Here is a 16,154-nt window from a genome sequence, read left to right on the forward strand (position 1 = left end):
AGGTCCTCAGTGTTTGCGACGGATCGCTTTGATGACATTCAGCGGCCAGAGCCACACGTAATAAAGCCGCACATCGATGCGGCTGTGCCAGTTAAGTCCCGCGAACAGCTCGGCGGGCACGGCCTTGGCGAGCGAACAGGCGAGCAGGCCGATCACGACATACCCCGCGAACGACAGGATGGTGTTGTTCGTTACTTCGAAGCCCACCCGACGCATGAGATAGCTCGCGAGACACATAAACCCGATCAGGACGCCGGCGTTGATCGCGCGCACGCGGGTAGCCTTCTGTCGCGTCATGTTGAGGTCGCGTTGCTTGAGCTGGTATTGCTCCTGTTCATGGGCGACACGCTGGACATGATCGAGAACAGGTTCGCCCTTCCTGCGGCCCAATAGATACGGCGCGACCTTCCGGTATACGACCGTCGCAGCGATCGCGGCCGCGACGATCCAGAACATATTGAGGAACAGGGTGTGAATAGAAGGGTTCATTGCGTCTCTCCTTATCGCGCGGCGTTCTGTTTCTTGAAAAGCGGGTCATAAAGCAGCTCTACAACGTCCCAATCCTTCATGTAGATGATGAGGTCGAGCGTCGCGTGAATCGTGCGCAGGATCATGTCGTAGTCGAGCATCCGGCCGACCTCGGACGACTTCACAAGGTCCGCGATCCGGCTCGGCGTCTCGGCCGCGCTGTTGGAGTGCGTCGAGAAGATGCCGCCGGGGTGGCCAGTGTTCGCGCTCTTGATGTAGTCCCACGCGGCATCGTCGCGCAGCTCGGTCAGGAAAATGCGATCGGGCGACAGGCGCATGGTGGTTTTCAGGCACTCGCGAGCCGATAGACGCCCTTCCTGTTCGCCGTATACGAGGTAGCCGATTTCGTCGTGATCGTCGGAGCCAACCTCGTGCGTGTCCTCCAGGATCAGCACCCGTTCGCGACGCGGTACGTACTTCAACAGCGTCCGCGTGAACGTGGATTTTCCCGAACCGGTCGCGCCGGCGACGGCCACGTTAAGCTTTCCGGTAATGGCCGCCTTGAGGAAGCCCGTAATGTCGCCCTTGTCGCGCAGGGCAATCAATTCCTCTTCGAACGGTGTGAGCTTCAGGGAGTCCGCAAATGTGCGGATCTGTAGTTTCTTGAAGCGCCCTTCCGCATCAAGCTCTTCGAGCGTCTTGTCTACAGCCAGGTGCTTCCGGATCGCAATCAGCACTGTTCCTTCGAGAACGGCCGGCGGCCAGCATATGACGCCGCGCGAACCGTCCGGTAACAACACATCATTGACCGGCTGACGCGGCAAGCCGTTCGCGCTGAGTAGCGTGTTGGTGAGCTTTTCGAGATACGCCTTGGTGAGGAACGGCGCATCGTGCAGGATGCGCCCCTTCGTGGTCGCACACACGAGCTGCCCGAAGCGGTTCACGCGCAGCTCGTAGACGTTCGGGTCGTTCAGGTACGCATTGAGCGGCCCCAACGTCGAGAGCAACGAACGGTTGTCGAAATACTTGAGATTTGCAGGAGCGTTCATTGTTGAGGCTCATCCATAGAGAGCGTGTACACGTCACTGAAATCAAGGTCGCGGCGAACATAGATCATCACGCGGTCGCCCTGCTGGTCGTACAGCGTCGGCGGAATGTCGATCGTTGCGCGCAACGCCTCGGCCGCAAGCTGGTTCCCGGTGTTCGATGTGTTGTCCAGGCTGATATTCGTGTTGCCGCCGCTGGAATTGCCCCGGTTGGCCGCAAGCTGCACCAGGGCTTGGCCCACGTCAGAGAACACCGAAATGAACATGGCACCGCCAAACCGGGTCCAGAAATGCGTATCGACCTGGCCGGGGATACCGGAGCTGCCAAGGGAGTTCGTGCCCGGACTGTCGATGTTGACGATGGTGTTGTCCGGATTGCGCACGCGCGTCCACAACACAAACACGCGGTTCTGGCCCATCTTGATGCCGCTGGAAATTTCGCCGTCGACGTGACCGCCCTTGTCGATCAACTTCACCTTGCCATCGGCCGAATAAACGTCGCTGCTGACCTGACACGACACCATACCGGGCTGCGTAGTGTCCAGTTCGGTCTTCGTGCCGCACGGGATCATTACGCCGCTTGGCACCGTGAGGCTCGGATGCGCAAGCGTGCTTGCCTTGACCGCTTGCGGCCGTGCGGCAGTCGTGGCCCGGTCGAGCGTGTCACTACTCTGGCTGACGCGCTGGGCCGGCGAGCCACCCGGCGGCGTCGGTGGAGTTGCGTCGGCGTTGGTCTGTGCGCCGGCGCCCTGGGCGTTGCCTGAGCCGCCCTGGCTTCGGCCCAACCGGCGCATGTTCGCCAGTTCCTCGGGTGAGGCCTGTTGCTGGCCCTGTCCCGCACTGTTCGCGCTGGTAGCCGGCGCGCTGGCTGGCTCCGCTGAGCTGGTCGGTACGGCGCTGGCCGGTGTCTCGGTGAAGTGACGTATGGGTAGCGCGCCGGCAAACGTCTGGTCGCGCTTCGAGCCGGCCTGGTCCGCATCGGGTGCCTTCGGGTGCAGTGCGTGCCATGCGAGGAAGCCGATCAATGCGAGAGCCAGCACGACCATCAGCAGAAGAAAGGCCGCAAGGCCTGGAACGGACCTCCTGGGGCCGGCCACGAACGGCTGCCGGCCGTCCGGTACGGTCTCGGGCGTATCGATACGGTCGGTCATTGGTTATCTCCATTGTCCTGTTTGAGCGCTCGCCGAACGTAGGGCGAAACCGTGCCGCTCGGATTCGCGCCGAGCGCGGGATTGAAGTTCTGGTTGCGCACGCCGATTACCTTGTTGCCCGACCGGATGCGCCATTCCCTGGCGACCAGCTCGGCGACGATGATGTTGTGGTTCGGCCCTTCGATATGCACGTTAGGAACGGTTTCCTTGCCGCTTGCGCTGATATAGGTGATGGTCGGCAACTCGGCGTTAGGCAGGAATTTGAAGGACGTGAAGCGGTAGTTATCCCACGCGTTGACCGGGGCGATATCGTTCATCGCCGGATCGTAAGACCGGTCGTAGCTCATGTTCACCAAGCCCTGGTCGGAAGCTGTCGCGAGTGCATCCTTGACGCGCTGCGCGTTCGTCTTTGCGAGCGCCACACGCCGATCGTCGTCCGGGTAGCTGTAGTTCAGCGCGATCGTGGCCGAACGCATGGCCCACGGCGTCTTGATGAAGCTGTCGGCCGTGTTGCCGGCGCTGCCATCGTCGGCCTTCTTCGAGCCAATGAAATGCAGCAGCAAGTGATACACGTGGCGATCGGTAACCAGTACAAGGTTCGTGTCACTGTTCGCCTGTGTCGGCTGCACGAAAATATGGTTGCCGTTCTGTGAGAGCGCCCACGCGGCCTGGTCGCCGAAAGCGTGCGTAACGTACCGCTCGCCGGGAGCTACAGTAATCGTCAACGCGAGGCCAATCACACAATTGACCTCAACGGTATCGATCGGGTTATAGGTGACCGACTTGATGCGACGGTCGTAGGGCGAATCCTTCTTCGGGCCGATGGCCCATGCGTGCTGCACGCCCGTGAACGCGAGCGCGGCGAGCAAGGGAATCATGGCAAGGCGCATGGTCAATTCTCCGTAGCCTCGGCGTTCGGCCGGAAGGCCAACACCTGCAACCCAAACGGGTTGATGAATCGTTGCTTCGCGGTCATGGGCTTGGTCGCATACTTGTACGCAACCGTCGCGATCCAGTATTTCGTCGGCTCATCACTCGGGCGGGCGCGATACTTCTTGGTTGTGGTGTAACGTACCGTCGCAATGCCATGCTCGCGATCGAGAATGACCGACGAGACGTTAACCCTGTTCATTTCGGTATCGCCGAGCTTCTTGTCGGGCGCGTCCGCGCCGTTCCAGAGCTTCTGATACTTGTCCACGACCTCGCCGGTTGCTGTGAGGCTGATAAAGTCGTAGTCGGCCTGAGCCGAGTAGAACTCATAGCCTTCGTGGTGGATGACGAATTGAGCGATCCAGTAGCTATCGACAACCTCGCCGTAAGACGTGGTTTCGCCAGGCATGAGCGACACTTGCTGGACCGCACCGGTCTTCGGGTCCATGACGAGCATGTGTTCAGGAATCGGCTGGCTGTAACGCCAGACCACGAAGCCGGCCAAGGCGAGCGAGAGGAACCCGAAGCCGATGGCCGAAGCGCTCACTTGCCACGCGCGCTTGCGTGAGGTCAGAACCTCATCAAGTAGTTCGACTTCGAGACCTTGACGCTCTTCCTTGTACTTCTCAATGTCGCTCGCGGTGATCGGCGTCGCGCCCGACTTCCCCGACTTTCCAAGGGCTAGATTCATCATTGTGCGGTTCCTCCTGCATTTTTCGACGTGAGCGATTGCGGCGTGACACGGCCCTGCAGCTCTTCAGGAATGGTCTTGTTGACCGGAACAAGCTTGGTCATGTCAGGCTCGGGCGGGGGCGTGACGTGGGCGCATCCGGTCAGTGAGGCCAACGCCAACAGGCCGATAGCAATGTGGCGAGTGTTCATGGATTCCTCCCTGAGATTGGTTTTAGGAATTGCCTTGCGAGCTTTGGGAGCCGCGCGCGGAAGCATTACTTGCGCTGCCGCCGCCGCTCGATGACGGCGAGCCGCCGCCGCTGCTCGATGAACTGCCGCCGCCGTATGACCCGCTGCCTTGGGAACCTCGGGCGTAGGAGTAACCGCCGCTGCCACTGCTGGAGCTGCCGGACGATCCGCTGGCGGAACCCGATCCGCTCCCGCTTCCGGTGCCGCCACCGCTGCCGCTACCTGACCCGCTGCTGCCGCTGCCCTTGCCGCCGCTCGAACCGGGACGCGGCTGGGGAAGGTGCTGGGCGAGTTTCGTGCTGACGCCGTTGGTCCATCGCGCGGCGAGGTCAGGCAAGGACTTCAAGAGCACAACGGCCATGACGGTGATGATGCCGGCGGTGATGATTGCCATCAGCGCGCCTGAGTTCGGATTGGGATTCGCCGCTGCTGAAATAGCGTTGTCGAAGAAGTGCATGAAAATTCCGAAGCTCATCGCCGTCATGGCAATGAGAAGGATGTAGTTAAGGACTGAGCCAAGCCAGTTCCCGAAGAAGCTAACAAGCGGCGGGACTATCAAGAGCAGAATGAAAAACGGCCCGAAACATACGGTGATTGCCAGCAGGAACTTTGCGAGCAGGATCGAAATAGCCCCAATGCCGCAAATCAGCAGAGTGGCAATGATTACGACAATGCCAAGTACCAGCGCGACCAACCCTTGTTCAGACATGATGCTTGCTTGGGCGAACAACGTTCGCATGACCGTAAGGCTGTGGTCCATCGCCGAATCGATCATGCTGGCTATGGCGTTCGTGCTGCCGCTGGCGGTAGAGCCATTCAACAGCAGCACCGACCCTAGCTCGTCAGGCAAGTGCATGGCAGTGCTCGCCAGAGTCGTTGCGTACAGGCCGCCGGCACCGGCGATAGCTACGATGGCGAAATACTTGATGAACTTCTCCACGAGCTGCGATAGAGGTTCGCCGGTCGGCCGCAACATGATTGCAAGGCCATCCACCGTAAGCATGATGACAAGACCGAGCGCAGCGAGTGGAGCTGCCCATCCGATAATTCGGCTCACGTTCGCGGCTACGATTTGCGTCGTTACCGCGTCCATGTAGGTGAATATTTGTGTCACTCCATCGTAGGCCATCGCCTTTCCTCTACTTGTTGGTCAAGTTGGGCGCATTGTTGGTGTCGCCGCCCTTCTTGTAATAGTCCTTGCCGTTGATATAGATGTCGGACTCGGCATTGGATGCGTTCATGCACTCGGGAGTCATCGCTTTTGCAGCGTCGTCCTTGCATTGAGCTACCATCGTTTTCCGTTCCGCGTCATGGTCGCGATACCAGCTCCGCGTGTGGCTTTCTTCCTTGTTGTTGCAAGCTGCGAGAACGAGAGCTACGAGAATGAGCAAACATTTCTTCATGGTGGTGATCCTTAATTGCCGGTGAGATTCGGTGCGGTGTTGGTTTCGCTGTCGTCGCCGAGCAGGTATCGCTTTTGGGCGATTGCCTGTTGCTGACGCAACAGTTGCTCTTGCGCCTGCTGCCCCATCGCCATGAGCTGGAGCTTTGCTTGCTCGCCGTGGATAGCCCCTTGGGCGGTCGCGATGCGGGCCTGCAAGTCCTCGATCTGCTTTTGCGTCGTGGCCTGCCCGATCTGCTGCGTAAGCGACTGCATGTCGTTCAGTTCACGCATCTGGTTGTCGTACGCCTGCTCGGTCATCGCGCGGTCATAGGCCCCCTTCTCGTGGAGCTTCTGGTCGATGAATTTGAGCGCGTCGCCACGACCCATGCCGCGAATCTGATTGTCGAACTGAGACAGGATGGACGAGGCCGACCCGGACACACTGGAACTGCTGTTCATCGCGTCGGAATACACCTGACTCCAGTTCTGTGGCAGGTTGTTGCGAAGACTTGAGATGCTGGTGGGCAGCATGTTGCTGTAGCCGCCGATACTTCCCGTCATCGCTTCATATTGCTGCCGCGCCTGATCGAGCTGCGCCTTCAATTGCGCGATCTGCTGCATGGCCTGCGTCACGACCGTCAAATCACAAGTGGGACATGCTGTAACGATCTGCGCGTGCGCGCCGGCGCACGAGGCAGCCAGCGCGATTGCGATTGCGGTTTGTTTCCAGAGCTTCATGGCGTCTCTCCTAGTAACGGCTCGATTTCTTACCGACAACAGCCGCGTAGTAACGCGGCAACCACACGTCCGGATCGTCGGTGCCAAGGTCGCGAATGAGCTTTTCGAGCCGATCCGCGTTGTCCGGCGTGCCGGACAGAATGCTGAGTTCTTCGTCCATGCCGTCGAGCTTCATCACGGCAAGGCCGGATTGACCGCTCTGCTTGATGAGGAATTGCCGGCTGTGTTCGGGAATGGACTTAACCGCGTCGTACTCGGCCGGCGCGAGCTTCAGGCCTGCGGAACCGGTGTAATCCTCCGGGTCCGCATCGCGGTTTTCGAGCAGGAGCAACGTCACCATCTGCTGGATAACGGTCTTGCCGATGCTGCTTGAAATGGCGTCGTTCGGCTCCTGCGTCGAGAACACGTAAATGCAGTCTTTCTTACGGTCGTTCTTGATGCCCCGCTTGATTTCGCGGACCATGATCGGGTCATCGAGATACTGTGCAAACTCATCGAATACCTGGATGAATCGACGCTTGCCGTCGATAGTCGAACGCACGCGGAAGTTGAGATACATCAGCATTGGCGTGCGGGTGACAGGCGCAACCTCGTCCTTCCCGACGAGGAATTCCGTCAGGTCGAATGCGTTGATATCGCGCGTGTTGAAGTCGAGCGTGTCGGCTTCGTTATCGAACAGCCACCCGTAATCGCCGTTGCGCGTCCACGGCCTGAGCATGGCTGCCAATGTCATGCGCGCACCTGGGCCGCGATAGGGATCGGGCAAATGCTCCACCACGGCCGTGATGGACCGGTCGGCAAGCGGAATGAGCGTCTGTTCGCCCCGGTGAGCATCCGGATCATCGATGGGCGGCCCCATGACGGCATCAATGGCCGCCGACAGGTCGTCTACTTCGTGCTGCTCAAGTGGTTCGCCGTTGAGGGTGGTTTCGGCAAGCACGCGCAACAGACGCTTCACGAATGCAATGTAGATGCGAGTGGGGTCGAGCTGGAGAGGTTGCCATCCAGTCGGCACGCCGTCCTTAAGCACCGTGTAACGCCCGTGGAGCGCCTTAACAAGCGGATACATGCCGCGATCGCGATCGTAGATCGCCATGCGGGGATCAATGGAAAACTCTGTCGCGAACGTCAACAAAAGGTCCAGGAGCGTCGTCTTGCCCGAGCCGATACGCCCGAAGATGCCCGTCACACCGGGCGGTCGCTTGCCGAACGAACGCTCCTTCTTCGGCGTCGAGTGGAAACTGAAAAACGCCGGCGTGCCGCTGACGGCGCGAAACAGGGCAATCGCCCTGCCCCACGGGTTTTCAGTGGCCTTGCCGGAAAGGAAGTTGTGAAACGACGAGAAACAGAAGAAATTCCAGCTATTGACCGGCACCGGGCGCGGCACGAACGCCGTATTGCCAGGCAGGCGGCTGTAATACGCTGCCTCCGACGCCATGCCGACCGCGCCCGCTGCGACGCCGCACTGATTGAGCATGACCTTGGCCTGACGTGCCAGTGTCTGAGCCTGTTCGGCCGTGTCGCCGATCACATGCATGGTCGCATAGTGAAAGCCCATCACGAACCGGCCGGAAACGAGATCGTCGCGGGCATCCGTAATCTGGCTGATCTGCGAATGGCTTGGATCGCCGGTTTCGATCAGCGACAGTTGCTGGTTGCGTAGAAAGATGCGGCCGGCCGCTTTGGACATGCAGAAAAACACCTGCGTGAGAACGAATTCGAACGGGGCCTCCATCAGCAGGTTAAGCTGCCCCGGCTCCGTCTCTTCCTCGTACTCGCGAATCTCGACGGCTGCCGTGAAAAGGTTGCGGTCGATGGTGCGGATCTGGATCACGTCGCCGAACAGCGAACTGACCGGGCGATTCGTCATCAGGTAGTCGCGAATGCGGCCCCGGCACACCGGCACCGGGGACCATTCGCCGTTCGCGAGGAACCCAAGCCATTCCAGCGCACGCGAGAACACATGGCGTTGCGCCGCCGGCACCGGGTTCGGTGCTGCACCGTCATTACCGGCCGGCAGGCTGGCGAGAAGGTCGCCTTCGATATCGTCGTCCAGCTCGTCGGCGTCGTCGGTCGTGTCGTCCTGTTCCTCGATCAGGTTGCCTTTCTTATCGCGGTAATACAGGCCCAGCGGTTCGATACCGTACGAACGCATCGCGCCGGTTAGCTGGGTCGCGATATCTTCGAGCGCGGCGATAGCCTGCTTTTGCCGCTCGTCCAGTTGCTCGCGCGAGGGCCGGTCGAACCGTGCCAGGAATTTTTGCGTGAGGTCGCCGACCGGGTTATAGACGACCGTCAGATACAGGTCGTTCGTCATCAGCGGCGTCTTTTCGAAACTCTTGCGATATTTCGCGTCCAGCTCGCGCGCAAAGCGAGTCTTGAAGTTACCGGCCGGATAGCTCTCGATTTGGTGGTGATGCAGATGCGTCCAGAGCTTCACGTGTTCGTTGCCGATCTGCTTTGCAACGTGGTTGAGGTCGAGAACCCACGACCTGAGCGTTTCATCGTGGGCGCTCTGGTGCGTGCGGCCGGGAACGCGAAACACGATCAGATATTCCCCTCCGATCGTGCTGACAATGGTTTCGGTAAGGTGTTGCGAATAGGGAATGTTCTTCACGAAGGAAGGTTCCTTCGTGAAGGTCTTGGTTTCGCTGATATTCCGGATAGCGACCGCCATGCTATACCTCGCCTCGAATGTCGTTAATCGACGGCGCGCTGTAATCGACCGGCGAATAACTGGACCCTCCCCACAGCCGCGTGAAGGCGGATTCATACATGTTGCGGACCTTCGTTTTCAGCCAAAGACCGATGATGCGAAACATGCGGTCATCGTGTTTCGTGATGCCCCACTCGATGAGCCACAGCACGCCGAACACAAGCAGTGCCCACAGGTGGATCACCATGAACAGGGACGCCGAAAACATGAAGGTCAGGACGAACACGTTTCGGGGGACCAGCAACCATGTCGCTACGCGCGTCGCCCCCTTGAAGAGTGGGAATTTCTTAGCCATCAGACGAGGCCGAAGAAACCCACGATCGCCGACGCGGAGCCGATGATGATGAGGCCGAGAACCGGGTTGACCACCTGATGGAACTTGATCAGGTGGAAGAAGATGCCGGCACCGATTGCGACGATGCCGAGAATGCATGCGGCGGGAATCCAGAGCATCACCCACGAGTGCATCGAGTTCAGCGAGGACGCGCCGGTGTCAACGGCAAAGGCTTGACTCGCCGCGACCAGTGCTAGGGCGCCAACGACGATTTGTGCAGCTTGAATGTGCTTTTTCATCTCAGGTTCACTCCAGGGTTAAAGTCTCGGATTCCCACTCGAAATCCGAAAAGGACAACTGGCACTCTTTGACGCCGACTTTTGTATCGAGCCAATCGACCAGGGCGCGCAGGTCGGACCACGTTCTAGGTTCCAGGCTCTTCTTGACCCGGAACGCGCAGGTGTACGCCTGGCCGGCGTCGTTCTCGATGTCGAGAAACGGTATCCACTCGCGTTTTTCGATACGGTGGATTGCGACACGCACGACCCGCCATTCACGCAAGAGGCTTTCGAGCTGGCCGAGCATCGCCAGATAAACGACTTTCTTTTTCATTGGTCACCTTTCGTTGAGGCCCGCCGTATGTACGCGCCGATTTCGGGATGGGCGAATGCGCCCGCTTCGATCTGATTTGCCGCGCCAGGCTCGCCAAGCTGCGTGCGCTGGTTCGACGCGGGTGGGTTCTGCTGCGTGAGCTGCGCGGCGGCCGGCGCTGGTCCGGCCGGGTCGCTGACGTTGCTCGAGCTCGAGCTGCTGCTCGAGGTGTTCGGGTCGATTGGCCCGTCGAGCAAGGCCGGGATCTTCAGCTTGACCTGTGCGACGACACGCTTCACGTAGCCGTTTGCAAAGCCCTTCTGCTGGTTGCCGGTGTTGTAGCAGGACAGCGCCCGCTGCAAGGCCGCCTGCCCCTCCCCTACCTGCTGGACAGCACGGGCGTAGCAGTCGCCGAGAACCTGTGCGCCGGCGCGCAGATTCGTGCAGGGGTTCAGCAGTTGTGTACCGGTGAGGCCAAGGCTGCGAAAATTGGCCGAATTGATCTGCGCGTAGCCAACGTCATAATTCCAACCGCGCGCATCGAGCTTGGCGAGCGCATCGCGGGCTTCCTGCTCGGTGGTGGGCTGGCGATCCAGGCTGTGACCGCCGTTCACGTTGATGGCGAACTGGTTGTTATGCGACTCGGCGCTGACCAGGTAAGCAACCGTGAGCGGATGCACGTCAGGCGCGCACGTGCGTGCCAACGCGAGAACCTGTGGAGACAGGCTCCCGTGTGCGTACCCGAAGGCCGGAGCAACGGCCGACAAGCACAAGGCGAGCATTGATAATTTTTTCACATTCACATTTGCGCTGTTTTTGCGACTGTGATAAATAATAAAGGAACCCTCAGTCGTGTCAACCACGGAGAGAAATGAAGGTCGGCGACTCATCAATCGGGAAGACGGCGTCGTGATCGAGTTCGTACCGTTTCCGTCGCAAGCGACACCGAAAGGCGAAGCTCGTTATCGCGATCCCGCTAACCCGCTCAACACGTGGTCAGGACGCGGGCAGCGGCCTTCATGGCTCGCGGCATACGTTGAGCAGGGACGCCCTATTGAGGAATTCGCGATCCCTGGCGCACCGCCACGGGTCATGACCGCGCGATATCGCGATCCAGCCGACCCCGGCAACACGTGGACCGGCTACGGTAGGCGCCCGACCTGGCTGTTGACGTACTTGGAGGCCGGCCGGAAGCTTGAGGAATTTGAAGTGACGAACGAAAGGAGCTGAGACATGGGACAGGTCATTCCAATTGAAACGGCTAAGCATGTGCGCCGCGTGCGACGGTTCGCAGCCGTGCGCGAACGCGTCGCCCCGGTTTGCGCCGGCGCGGTTCGTTTAATTGGTCGCCTGTTGCGTGATACCGCGTGTTTTTTTATCGCGGGCGGTCTTCGTTTTTTTGGCCGCTATATTCGGTTCGCTCTAACGTGTGCTGTCCTGGTTGCACTCGTCGCACTCGGCGTCGAGTGCTTCCACCACTGGCCCCACCCTCGGAACGCGATCATCGCGACGTGCGCGGCGATTGCACTGTTGGGCCTGCGTGAAGCACTGTATCGGCTGGAATGCCGTGCGTATGACTATCACCCCCTCTGGAGATAACGCTCATGAAGAAAGCTCTCTCACCGCTTCTCGCGCTTCTGCTTGGTCTATCCGTGACGGCCTCTGCATCCGCATCGTCCTGCAATACCGTCATCTGCATGGCCGGCAAAGTCCAGGGCCAGTCAGGCGGTAGCGACTGCGACCAGGCTATCAAGGATTTCTTTTCCATCAAGCGCTACCATCACGGCCACCTCGATTTAGGTCCAACAAGTGACGCGCGCCGTCAGTTTCTTGACCAATGTCCAGATTCTCAGAAACAAAACTCAAGCAGCGTAGACGAGATTATCAGCCGATTTGGCACGATGGAGTAACGCAAGGACGAATGAAAAGGTAAAGATTTGAAAGACCATGCGTTTTGCATACCAGGCAGAGCTAACGTTTTCTTACTTATCGGTATCTCGCGTGAAAATGCAAACAAAAAAGGGAGAGAAGTTGCCTTCTCTCCCTTTTCCTTTGCTGCGTCGGCTATTAGAGCCTGCTCCCTAGAACGCTACCTCATGATCGCCTACTGGCACATCTGAGCGCGGCGGCACAATATCGAGCGCAATCCGGACAGAGTTGTCGGCATTACGCACGCGCCGGCCATACACGTTCAAACGCGGTGCTTCGTCCCACTCTTCCTGCGAATACTCGTCGCGCACGTCAGGGCTAAGCGGCAGGACTACCAGGTAACCAGAATAATCCGGTGACTTGGCCGTCTTCTTTTCCTCGTTGCGAAACAGACGCCCCGAGTAATGCACCTGCCCTTTCGCGCCGACCGACAGGTCGAGATACCGCTTATCCGATTCCTTTGCATCCTTGAGAAAGGCCGACAACGGAACCGACTCACCATCGAGCTTGATAGACCCTGTGAAGAGCGGACCATTCTCGCGGGCGTGTTCCTCGTCAACGGGGAACAGAACAGCGGTAGTACGGCTGGTTTCGGTCAACATGATGAACCTCCTTCAAAGTGAAAAAGGCCATCCGGGAGCGTCGAGAGACGATCCACGGATAGCGCGGATCGTCTCTCGACATGGCAAAGGTAGGACAAAAGGCGGAAATACTCAAGCCCGATTCCGCGTAAACGGGAACAGTTAAATCAGCCGGCCTGCGTAGCGCCTTGCGCCTCGCCGGCCAGCTCCGTGTGCGCCTCAAAGGCCGCCGTCAGAATGCCGAACGTATGCCGCGCCGCGTTGCGCACCGCCGTTGACGGGCTTTCCAGCGAGGCTCCGAGCAATTCCGCGCTGGAATTGACGAACCAGACCGGTGTATCGATCACACGACCCGGAAACGCCTTGTTTAGCCCCTCGATAAGGCGCCGCGCTGCGTCCTGCGCGTGTTTGTTGGTGGACCACGCCGAGGGAAGCGCGAGCGCGTCAGGCATCGTTTCCATGTCGCGTGCGACGGCTTCGAGGTCTTCCTCCGACGCGCGAAAAGGCAGGATGGTCAGGTGCGCCTGGTCGGCCATCGCCTGGTCGAAGGCCGGCCGGTTCCCGCCCCCGTCCACGATCAGCCAGCCGTTACCCATGTTGTGGCTCGCGGTAATGATCTGCGCCAGGCCGGTGCCGTCCCGGCCATCCAGGACGCCATACGGCCGCCCCTCTGCCTTGATGCGTCGATGCGGATCGGTCAGCACATAGGCGGCCGGCTGCTTTCTCAGGATCGCACCAAGGCACATCAGATGTGATGTGGTGGTTTTGGTCGTGCCGCCCTTCTGCCCGCCGACATAGACGATGTTGCTCATACGGCCCCCTTTTCGAGAATTTCGAGCATGATTTCCTGAGCTGACACCATCCGCCCCTCCTGCCGGCTCCGATCCGCCGCCGCGGCCACATAGCGCCCGTACAGCGCCCGCGTCGGCCGGAGCGTTAGTTGCATAGTGTCGGTCGCTTCTTTCTTCGCTGCGTCCTTCTTTGCCACGGCCTTCCGCTCGCGCTTCGCCGGCGTCGCGGCCGGCGTCGTTACGGCCGGTGCCGGTGCTGCGACCGGCGCGACGAGCGGCGTAGCGGCGGCGCTTGTCAGGCGCGCGGCCAGATCGTCAACCCCTTTCGCTGCTTTCATTTTTCAACCTCATAAAGTTATAGTTTCACGACGTCATAGAGTCATAACGCTATAACCTCTTAACGTTACAGCCTCACAACCTCTTAACTTCATAGCGTTATCGCGTTTCAGCGTTATGACTTCGCAACCTCATGAAGCTATAGCGCTACGGCCTTAAATATACGGTGACGGCGCAGCAAACCGCAAGAACTTTTTAACGTTACAACATCGTAACCCTGTAACCTCGAAACCCTTTGACATCGTAACGCTGTAACTTTACACATCTATAACCTCTTAACCTCATAACCTCTTAACCTCATAACCCCGTAACGTTTTGACACAATAAAGTTACCAAAGAACACAAAGCGATAGCGTGTACACGCTCCCAATGAACTAAAATAGAGTCGTGTACACGCTCTCTTTTGGAGGTCGCCCGTGCAGCATCCGAATCGCGAGTCCTGGTTAAATTTCGTCGCCGCGCGCATGGCTCCCATGTTCGCCGACCTTGGCGCACCCTTACCCGATCGCGTCCGCATCGCGATCGGCTTCACCTCGGCCGGCCGGCGCGGCAAACGCATCGGTGAGTGCTGGGACAACCGTTGCAGCGATGACGGTCACTTCGAGGTGTTCATCCGGCCGGACCTGGCCGAATCAGCCGACACCATGCCGATGGAAGTCGCGGCGATTCTCGGTCATGAGCTGGTACACGCGGCCGTTGGCATCCCGGCCGGCCACGGCAAGGACTTCCGCCGCGTCGCGAAGGGCATCGGCCTCGAAGGTCCGATGCGTGCCACGACCGCCGGCTCGAAGTTCCGCACGGCACTCGCGCCGATCCTCGCCGAAGCTGGCCCGCTGCCGCATGGCCGGCTGCAAACGCGGCTAGGGAAGGTGGACGAGGACGAAACCACGGCTCCGAAGAAGCAGACCCGCCGGCACATCAAATGCACATGCGCCGAATGCGGCTACACCGCGCGCACCTCGCGCAAGTGGCTCGATCTTGCCGGCCCGCCGCATTGCCCCGTGCACGGCGCGATGGCCGTCGATGATGCCGACGAGGCAGGCGAACCCGAAGAGGAAACGGAAGAGGCCTAACCCATCAAAGCCGTAACGCCGTAACGCCGTAACGCCATGACGCTATAACGTCATAACTGCGTCGCTCCGGGTGGTGCGGCGCGTCATTTCCACGCGGATCGCCGTCGGCTGCAGCTGCTCGACTATCGCCCGCAAACCCCCGGAAAATCTAGGCTTGTCTGTTCGTGCTTTCCTATGGTGCGTCGCCGCAAACAGGCGGCTACGCCGCAGAATGACGAGCTGGAACCGCTTACGCGGCCCCAGCGCCGGTCTACAAGGTCCGGTGGCCCACCCGCGCCCGCCCGTGGACGGCTGCGCTGCCCACACCGCGAGGGCGTGGACAGTCCCGGCCTGACCAGCCGGGATACCGCACCCGCCCACCGGCTCCCCACGAGCACGCCCTCCGGGCCTGACGCGCCGCTGTGCGGCTTGCCCAAGTGAGGAAAAAAACCGCTCAAACCCGCTCGTTCCGGTTGATCGAGCCGTAGAACGGTCTACAGGCCGCTCGCGGGCATTTGTCTGACCCATGAGGTCAACGAACCCGCGAAAGCCGTTCTGTGAGGCCGTAGTGCGGCGACATGGCCTGTTTAGGTCGAAAGGGCAGGGCGACCCCCCTCTCTGCTAAACCTTTTGGGCCTCGGTGAACCCCGCACGCTTCGCCGCGTGCTGCGGGTCCGAAGCCCGATCAGTCCAGGGACTGGGCGGGTGCGGCGGTAGGGGCCGGGTCGGTAGACCTCGGCCGGCCTGAGCCGGCCGACCCCGTAGCCCGCCGCAGGCCAGCACGCGGGCCGCAGACACTGGTGAACCGCTGGGGTTCCGGGTCGTCAAGGCGCGCAGCGCCGTGATTGCCCCTCTGGGGCGTGGATTTGCCTTTCCCCTCACGGGGTGGCCGCGCAGCGGCCGGGGTGGGTTGTTGAGCGGTAGTTGGAGATTGTTATCCACAAAGTGCTGGCGGGAATGCCGGATTACGGGGCTTGTCCACAGGCGTTTGCGCCGCGCCGTTGTAGAAATATTTGTAAACCCTTTATAAAAACCTTTGTAAACACTCGCAAAACCAGACGTGACAAGGCTTTGCGGGCGTCGATTCTGACATTTTCGTGGTTAGGCTGACATTTCGGTGGTTAGTCTGTCCTTTTCGTGGTCAGTCTGACATTTCGGTGGTACTTGCCTAAAAATCGCGCAACTTGCTTCGTGACGCATTCTGACATACGATTCGTCGCGTCAGACTAACCACGAAAACGTCAGA

The 16,154-nt window shown here is 59.8% G+C and carries 21 protein-coding genes; 4 read left to right on the forward strand and 17 right to left on the reverse strand.

The features are described 5' to 3' along the window. Positions 1 to 6: 6 nt before the first annotated feature. The 14 genes from AC07WT_RS38675 to AC07WT_RS38740 all read right to left on the reverse strand — a co-directional run bounded on the left by AC07WT_RS38675 (position 7) and on the right by AC07WT_RS38740 (position 10,923). Positions 7 to 489, reverse strand: coding sequence for a hypothetical protein (locus AC07WT_RS38675; RefSeq protein WP_494951179.1), 483 nt, complete (start codon positions 487 to 489; stop codon positions 7 to 9). 11 nt (positions 490 to 500) lie between these two features. Then, on the reverse strand, positions 501 to 1,517 hold the full coding sequence (locus AC07WT_RS38680; RefSeq protein WP_494951180.1) for an ATPase, T2SS/T4P/T4SS family: 1,017 nt from the start codon (positions 1,515 to 1,517) through the stop codon (positions 501 to 503). Further along, the gene (gene virB10, locus AC07WT_RS38685; RefSeq protein ID WP_494951181.1) at positions 1,514 to 2,665 is read right to left on the reverse strand and encodes a type IV secretion system protein VirB10; all 1,152 of its coding nucleotides are present in this window, start codon (positions 2,663 to 2,665) and stop codon (positions 1,514 to 1,516) included. The genes AC07WT_RS38680 and virB10 overlap by 4 nt, the downstream gene beginning before the upstream one ends. Then, positions 2,662 to 3,555, reverse strand: coding sequence for a TrbG/VirB9 family P-type conjugative transfer protein (locus tag AC07WT_RS38690; RefSeq protein ID WP_494951182.1), 894 nt, complete (start codon positions 3,553 to 3,555; stop codon positions 2,662 to 2,664). Before AC07WT_RS38690 ends, virB10 begins: the two co-directional genes overlap by 4 nt. A gap of 2 nt (positions 3,556 to 3,557) precedes the next feature. Further along, positions 3,558 to 4,289, reverse strand: coding sequence for a VirB8 family type IV secretion system protein (locus AC07WT_RS38695; protein ID WP_494951183.1), 732 nt, complete (start codon positions 4,287 to 4,289; stop codon positions 3,558 to 3,560). Then, on the reverse strand, positions 4,286 to 4,477 hold the full coding sequence (locus AC07WT_RS38700; protein WP_494951184.1) for a hypothetical protein: 192 nt from the start codon (positions 4,475 to 4,477) through the stop codon (positions 4,286 to 4,288). The genes AC07WT_RS38695 and AC07WT_RS38700 overlap by 4 nt, the downstream gene beginning before the upstream one ends. A gap of 22 nt (positions 4,478 to 4,499) precedes the next feature. Further along, positions 4,500 to 5,645 carry a TrbL/VirB6 family protein gene (locus AC07WT_RS38705; protein ID WP_494951185.1) on the reverse strand — a complete coding sequence of 382 codons (1,146 nt, stop codon included), beginning with the start codon at positions 5,643 to 5,645 and terminating at the stop codon, positions 4,500 to 4,502. A gap of 10 nt (positions 5,646 to 5,655) precedes the next feature. Beyond that, a complete protein-coding gene (locus tag AC07WT_RS38710) occupies positions 5,656 to 5,919 on the reverse strand; it encodes an EexN family lipoprotein (RefSeq protein ID WP_494951186.1) in 264 nt (87 codons plus the stop codon). A gap of 11 nt (positions 5,920 to 5,930) precedes the next feature. Next, positions 5,931 to 6,521, reverse strand: a complete 591-nt coding sequence (locus AC07WT_RS38715) for a TrbJ/VirB5 family protein (protein WP_494951187.1) — start codon at positions 6,519 to 6,521, stop codon at positions 5,931 to 5,933. 127 nt (positions 6,522 to 6,648) lie between these two features. Continuing rightward, a complete protein-coding gene (locus tag AC07WT_RS38720) occupies positions 6,649 to 9,315 on the reverse strand; it encodes a VirB4 family type IV secretion/conjugal transfer ATPase (protein ID WP_494951188.1) in 2,667 nt (888 codons plus the stop codon). 1 nt (position 9,316) lies between these two features. Further along, on the reverse strand, positions 9,317 to 9,649 hold the full coding sequence (locus AC07WT_RS38725; protein ID WP_095424004.1) for a VirB3 family type IV secretion system protein: 333 nt from the start codon (positions 9,647 to 9,649) through the stop codon (positions 9,317 to 9,319). After that, positions 9,649 to 9,927 (reverse strand): TrbC/VirB2 family protein, encoded by a 279-nt coding sequence (locus AC07WT_RS38730; protein WP_095424005.1) that lies wholly within the window; start codon positions 9,925 to 9,927, stop codon positions 9,649 to 9,651. Before AC07WT_RS38730 ends, AC07WT_RS38725 begins: the two co-directional genes overlap by 1 nt. Positions 9,928 to 9,934: 7 nt before the next feature. Continuing rightward, positions 9,935 to 10,240, reverse strand: a complete 306-nt coding sequence (gene korA, locus AC07WT_RS38735; RefSeq protein WP_494951189.1) for a KorA family transcriptional regulator — start codon at positions 10,238 to 10,240, stop codon at positions 9,935 to 9,937. Next, the gene (locus AC07WT_RS38740; RefSeq protein WP_494951190.1) at positions 10,237 to 10,923 is read right to left on the reverse strand and encodes a lytic transglycosylase domain-containing protein; all 687 of its coding nucleotides are present in this window, start codon (positions 10,921 to 10,923) and stop codon (positions 10,237 to 10,239) included. Before AC07WT_RS38740 ends, korA begins: the two co-directional genes overlap by 4 nt. Positions 10,924 to 11,128: 205 nt before the next feature. Between AC07WT_RS38740 and AC07WT_RS38745 the strand changes: the two genes are divergently transcribed. Genes AC07WT_RS38745 through AC07WT_RS38755 form a run of 3 tightly spaced genes read left to right on the forward strand, consistent with a single transcriptional unit; the run spans position 11,129 to position 12,129 of the window. Beyond that, complete coding sequence (locus tag AC07WT_RS38745; RefSeq protein WP_494951200.1) at positions 11,129 to 11,449, forward strand: H-NS histone family protein; 321 nt, start codon at positions 11,129 to 11,131, stop codon at positions 11,447 to 11,449. A 3-nt stretch (positions 11,450 to 11,452) separates the two neighbouring features. Beyond that, on the forward strand, positions 11,453 to 11,818 hold the full coding sequence (locus tag AC07WT_RS38750; RefSeq protein WP_494951191.1) for a hypothetical protein: 366 nt from the start codon (positions 11,453 to 11,455) through the stop codon (positions 11,816 to 11,818). A gap of 5 nt (positions 11,819 to 11,823) precedes the next feature. Beyond that, the gene (locus AC07WT_RS38755; RefSeq protein ID WP_494951192.1) at positions 11,824 to 12,129 is read left to right on the forward strand and encodes a TrbM/KikA/MpfK family conjugal transfer protein; all 306 of its coding nucleotides are present in this window, start codon (positions 11,824 to 11,826) and stop codon (positions 12,127 to 12,129) included. A gap of 171 nt (positions 12,130 to 12,300) precedes the next feature. On the opposite strand, the gene AC07WT_RS38760 is transcribed toward AC07WT_RS38755, so the two are convergent. From AC07WT_RS38760 to AC07WT_RS38770, 3 genes are all read right to left on the reverse strand, one after another. Then, positions 12,301 to 12,750, reverse strand: coding sequence for a hypothetical protein (locus AC07WT_RS38760; protein ID WP_494951193.1), 450 nt, complete (start codon positions 12,748 to 12,750; stop codon positions 12,301 to 12,303). A 146-nt stretch (positions 12,751 to 12,896) separates the two neighbouring features. After that, positions 12,897 to 13,541 carry a hypothetical protein gene (locus AC07WT_RS38765; protein WP_494951194.1) on the reverse strand — a complete coding sequence of 215 codons (645 nt, stop codon included), beginning with the start codon at positions 13,539 to 13,541 and terminating at the stop codon, positions 12,897 to 12,899. After that, a complete protein-coding gene (locus AC07WT_RS38770; protein WP_494951195.1) occupies positions 13,538 to 13,858 on the reverse strand; it encodes a hypothetical protein in 321 nt (106 codons plus the stop codon). Before AC07WT_RS38770 ends, AC07WT_RS38765 begins: the two co-directional genes overlap by 4 nt. Positions 13,859 to 14,329: 471 nt before the next feature. Between AC07WT_RS38770 and AC07WT_RS38775 the strand changes: the two genes are divergently transcribed. After that, positions 14,330 to 14,929, forward strand: a complete 600-nt coding sequence (locus AC07WT_RS38775) for a transcription elongation protein SprT (protein ID WP_494951196.1) — start codon at positions 14,330 to 14,332, stop codon at positions 14,927 to 14,929. Positions 14,930 to 16,154 lie beyond the last annotated feature (1,225 nt).

Source organism: Paraburkholderia sp. GW821-FHT02A12, assembly GCF_059422005.1.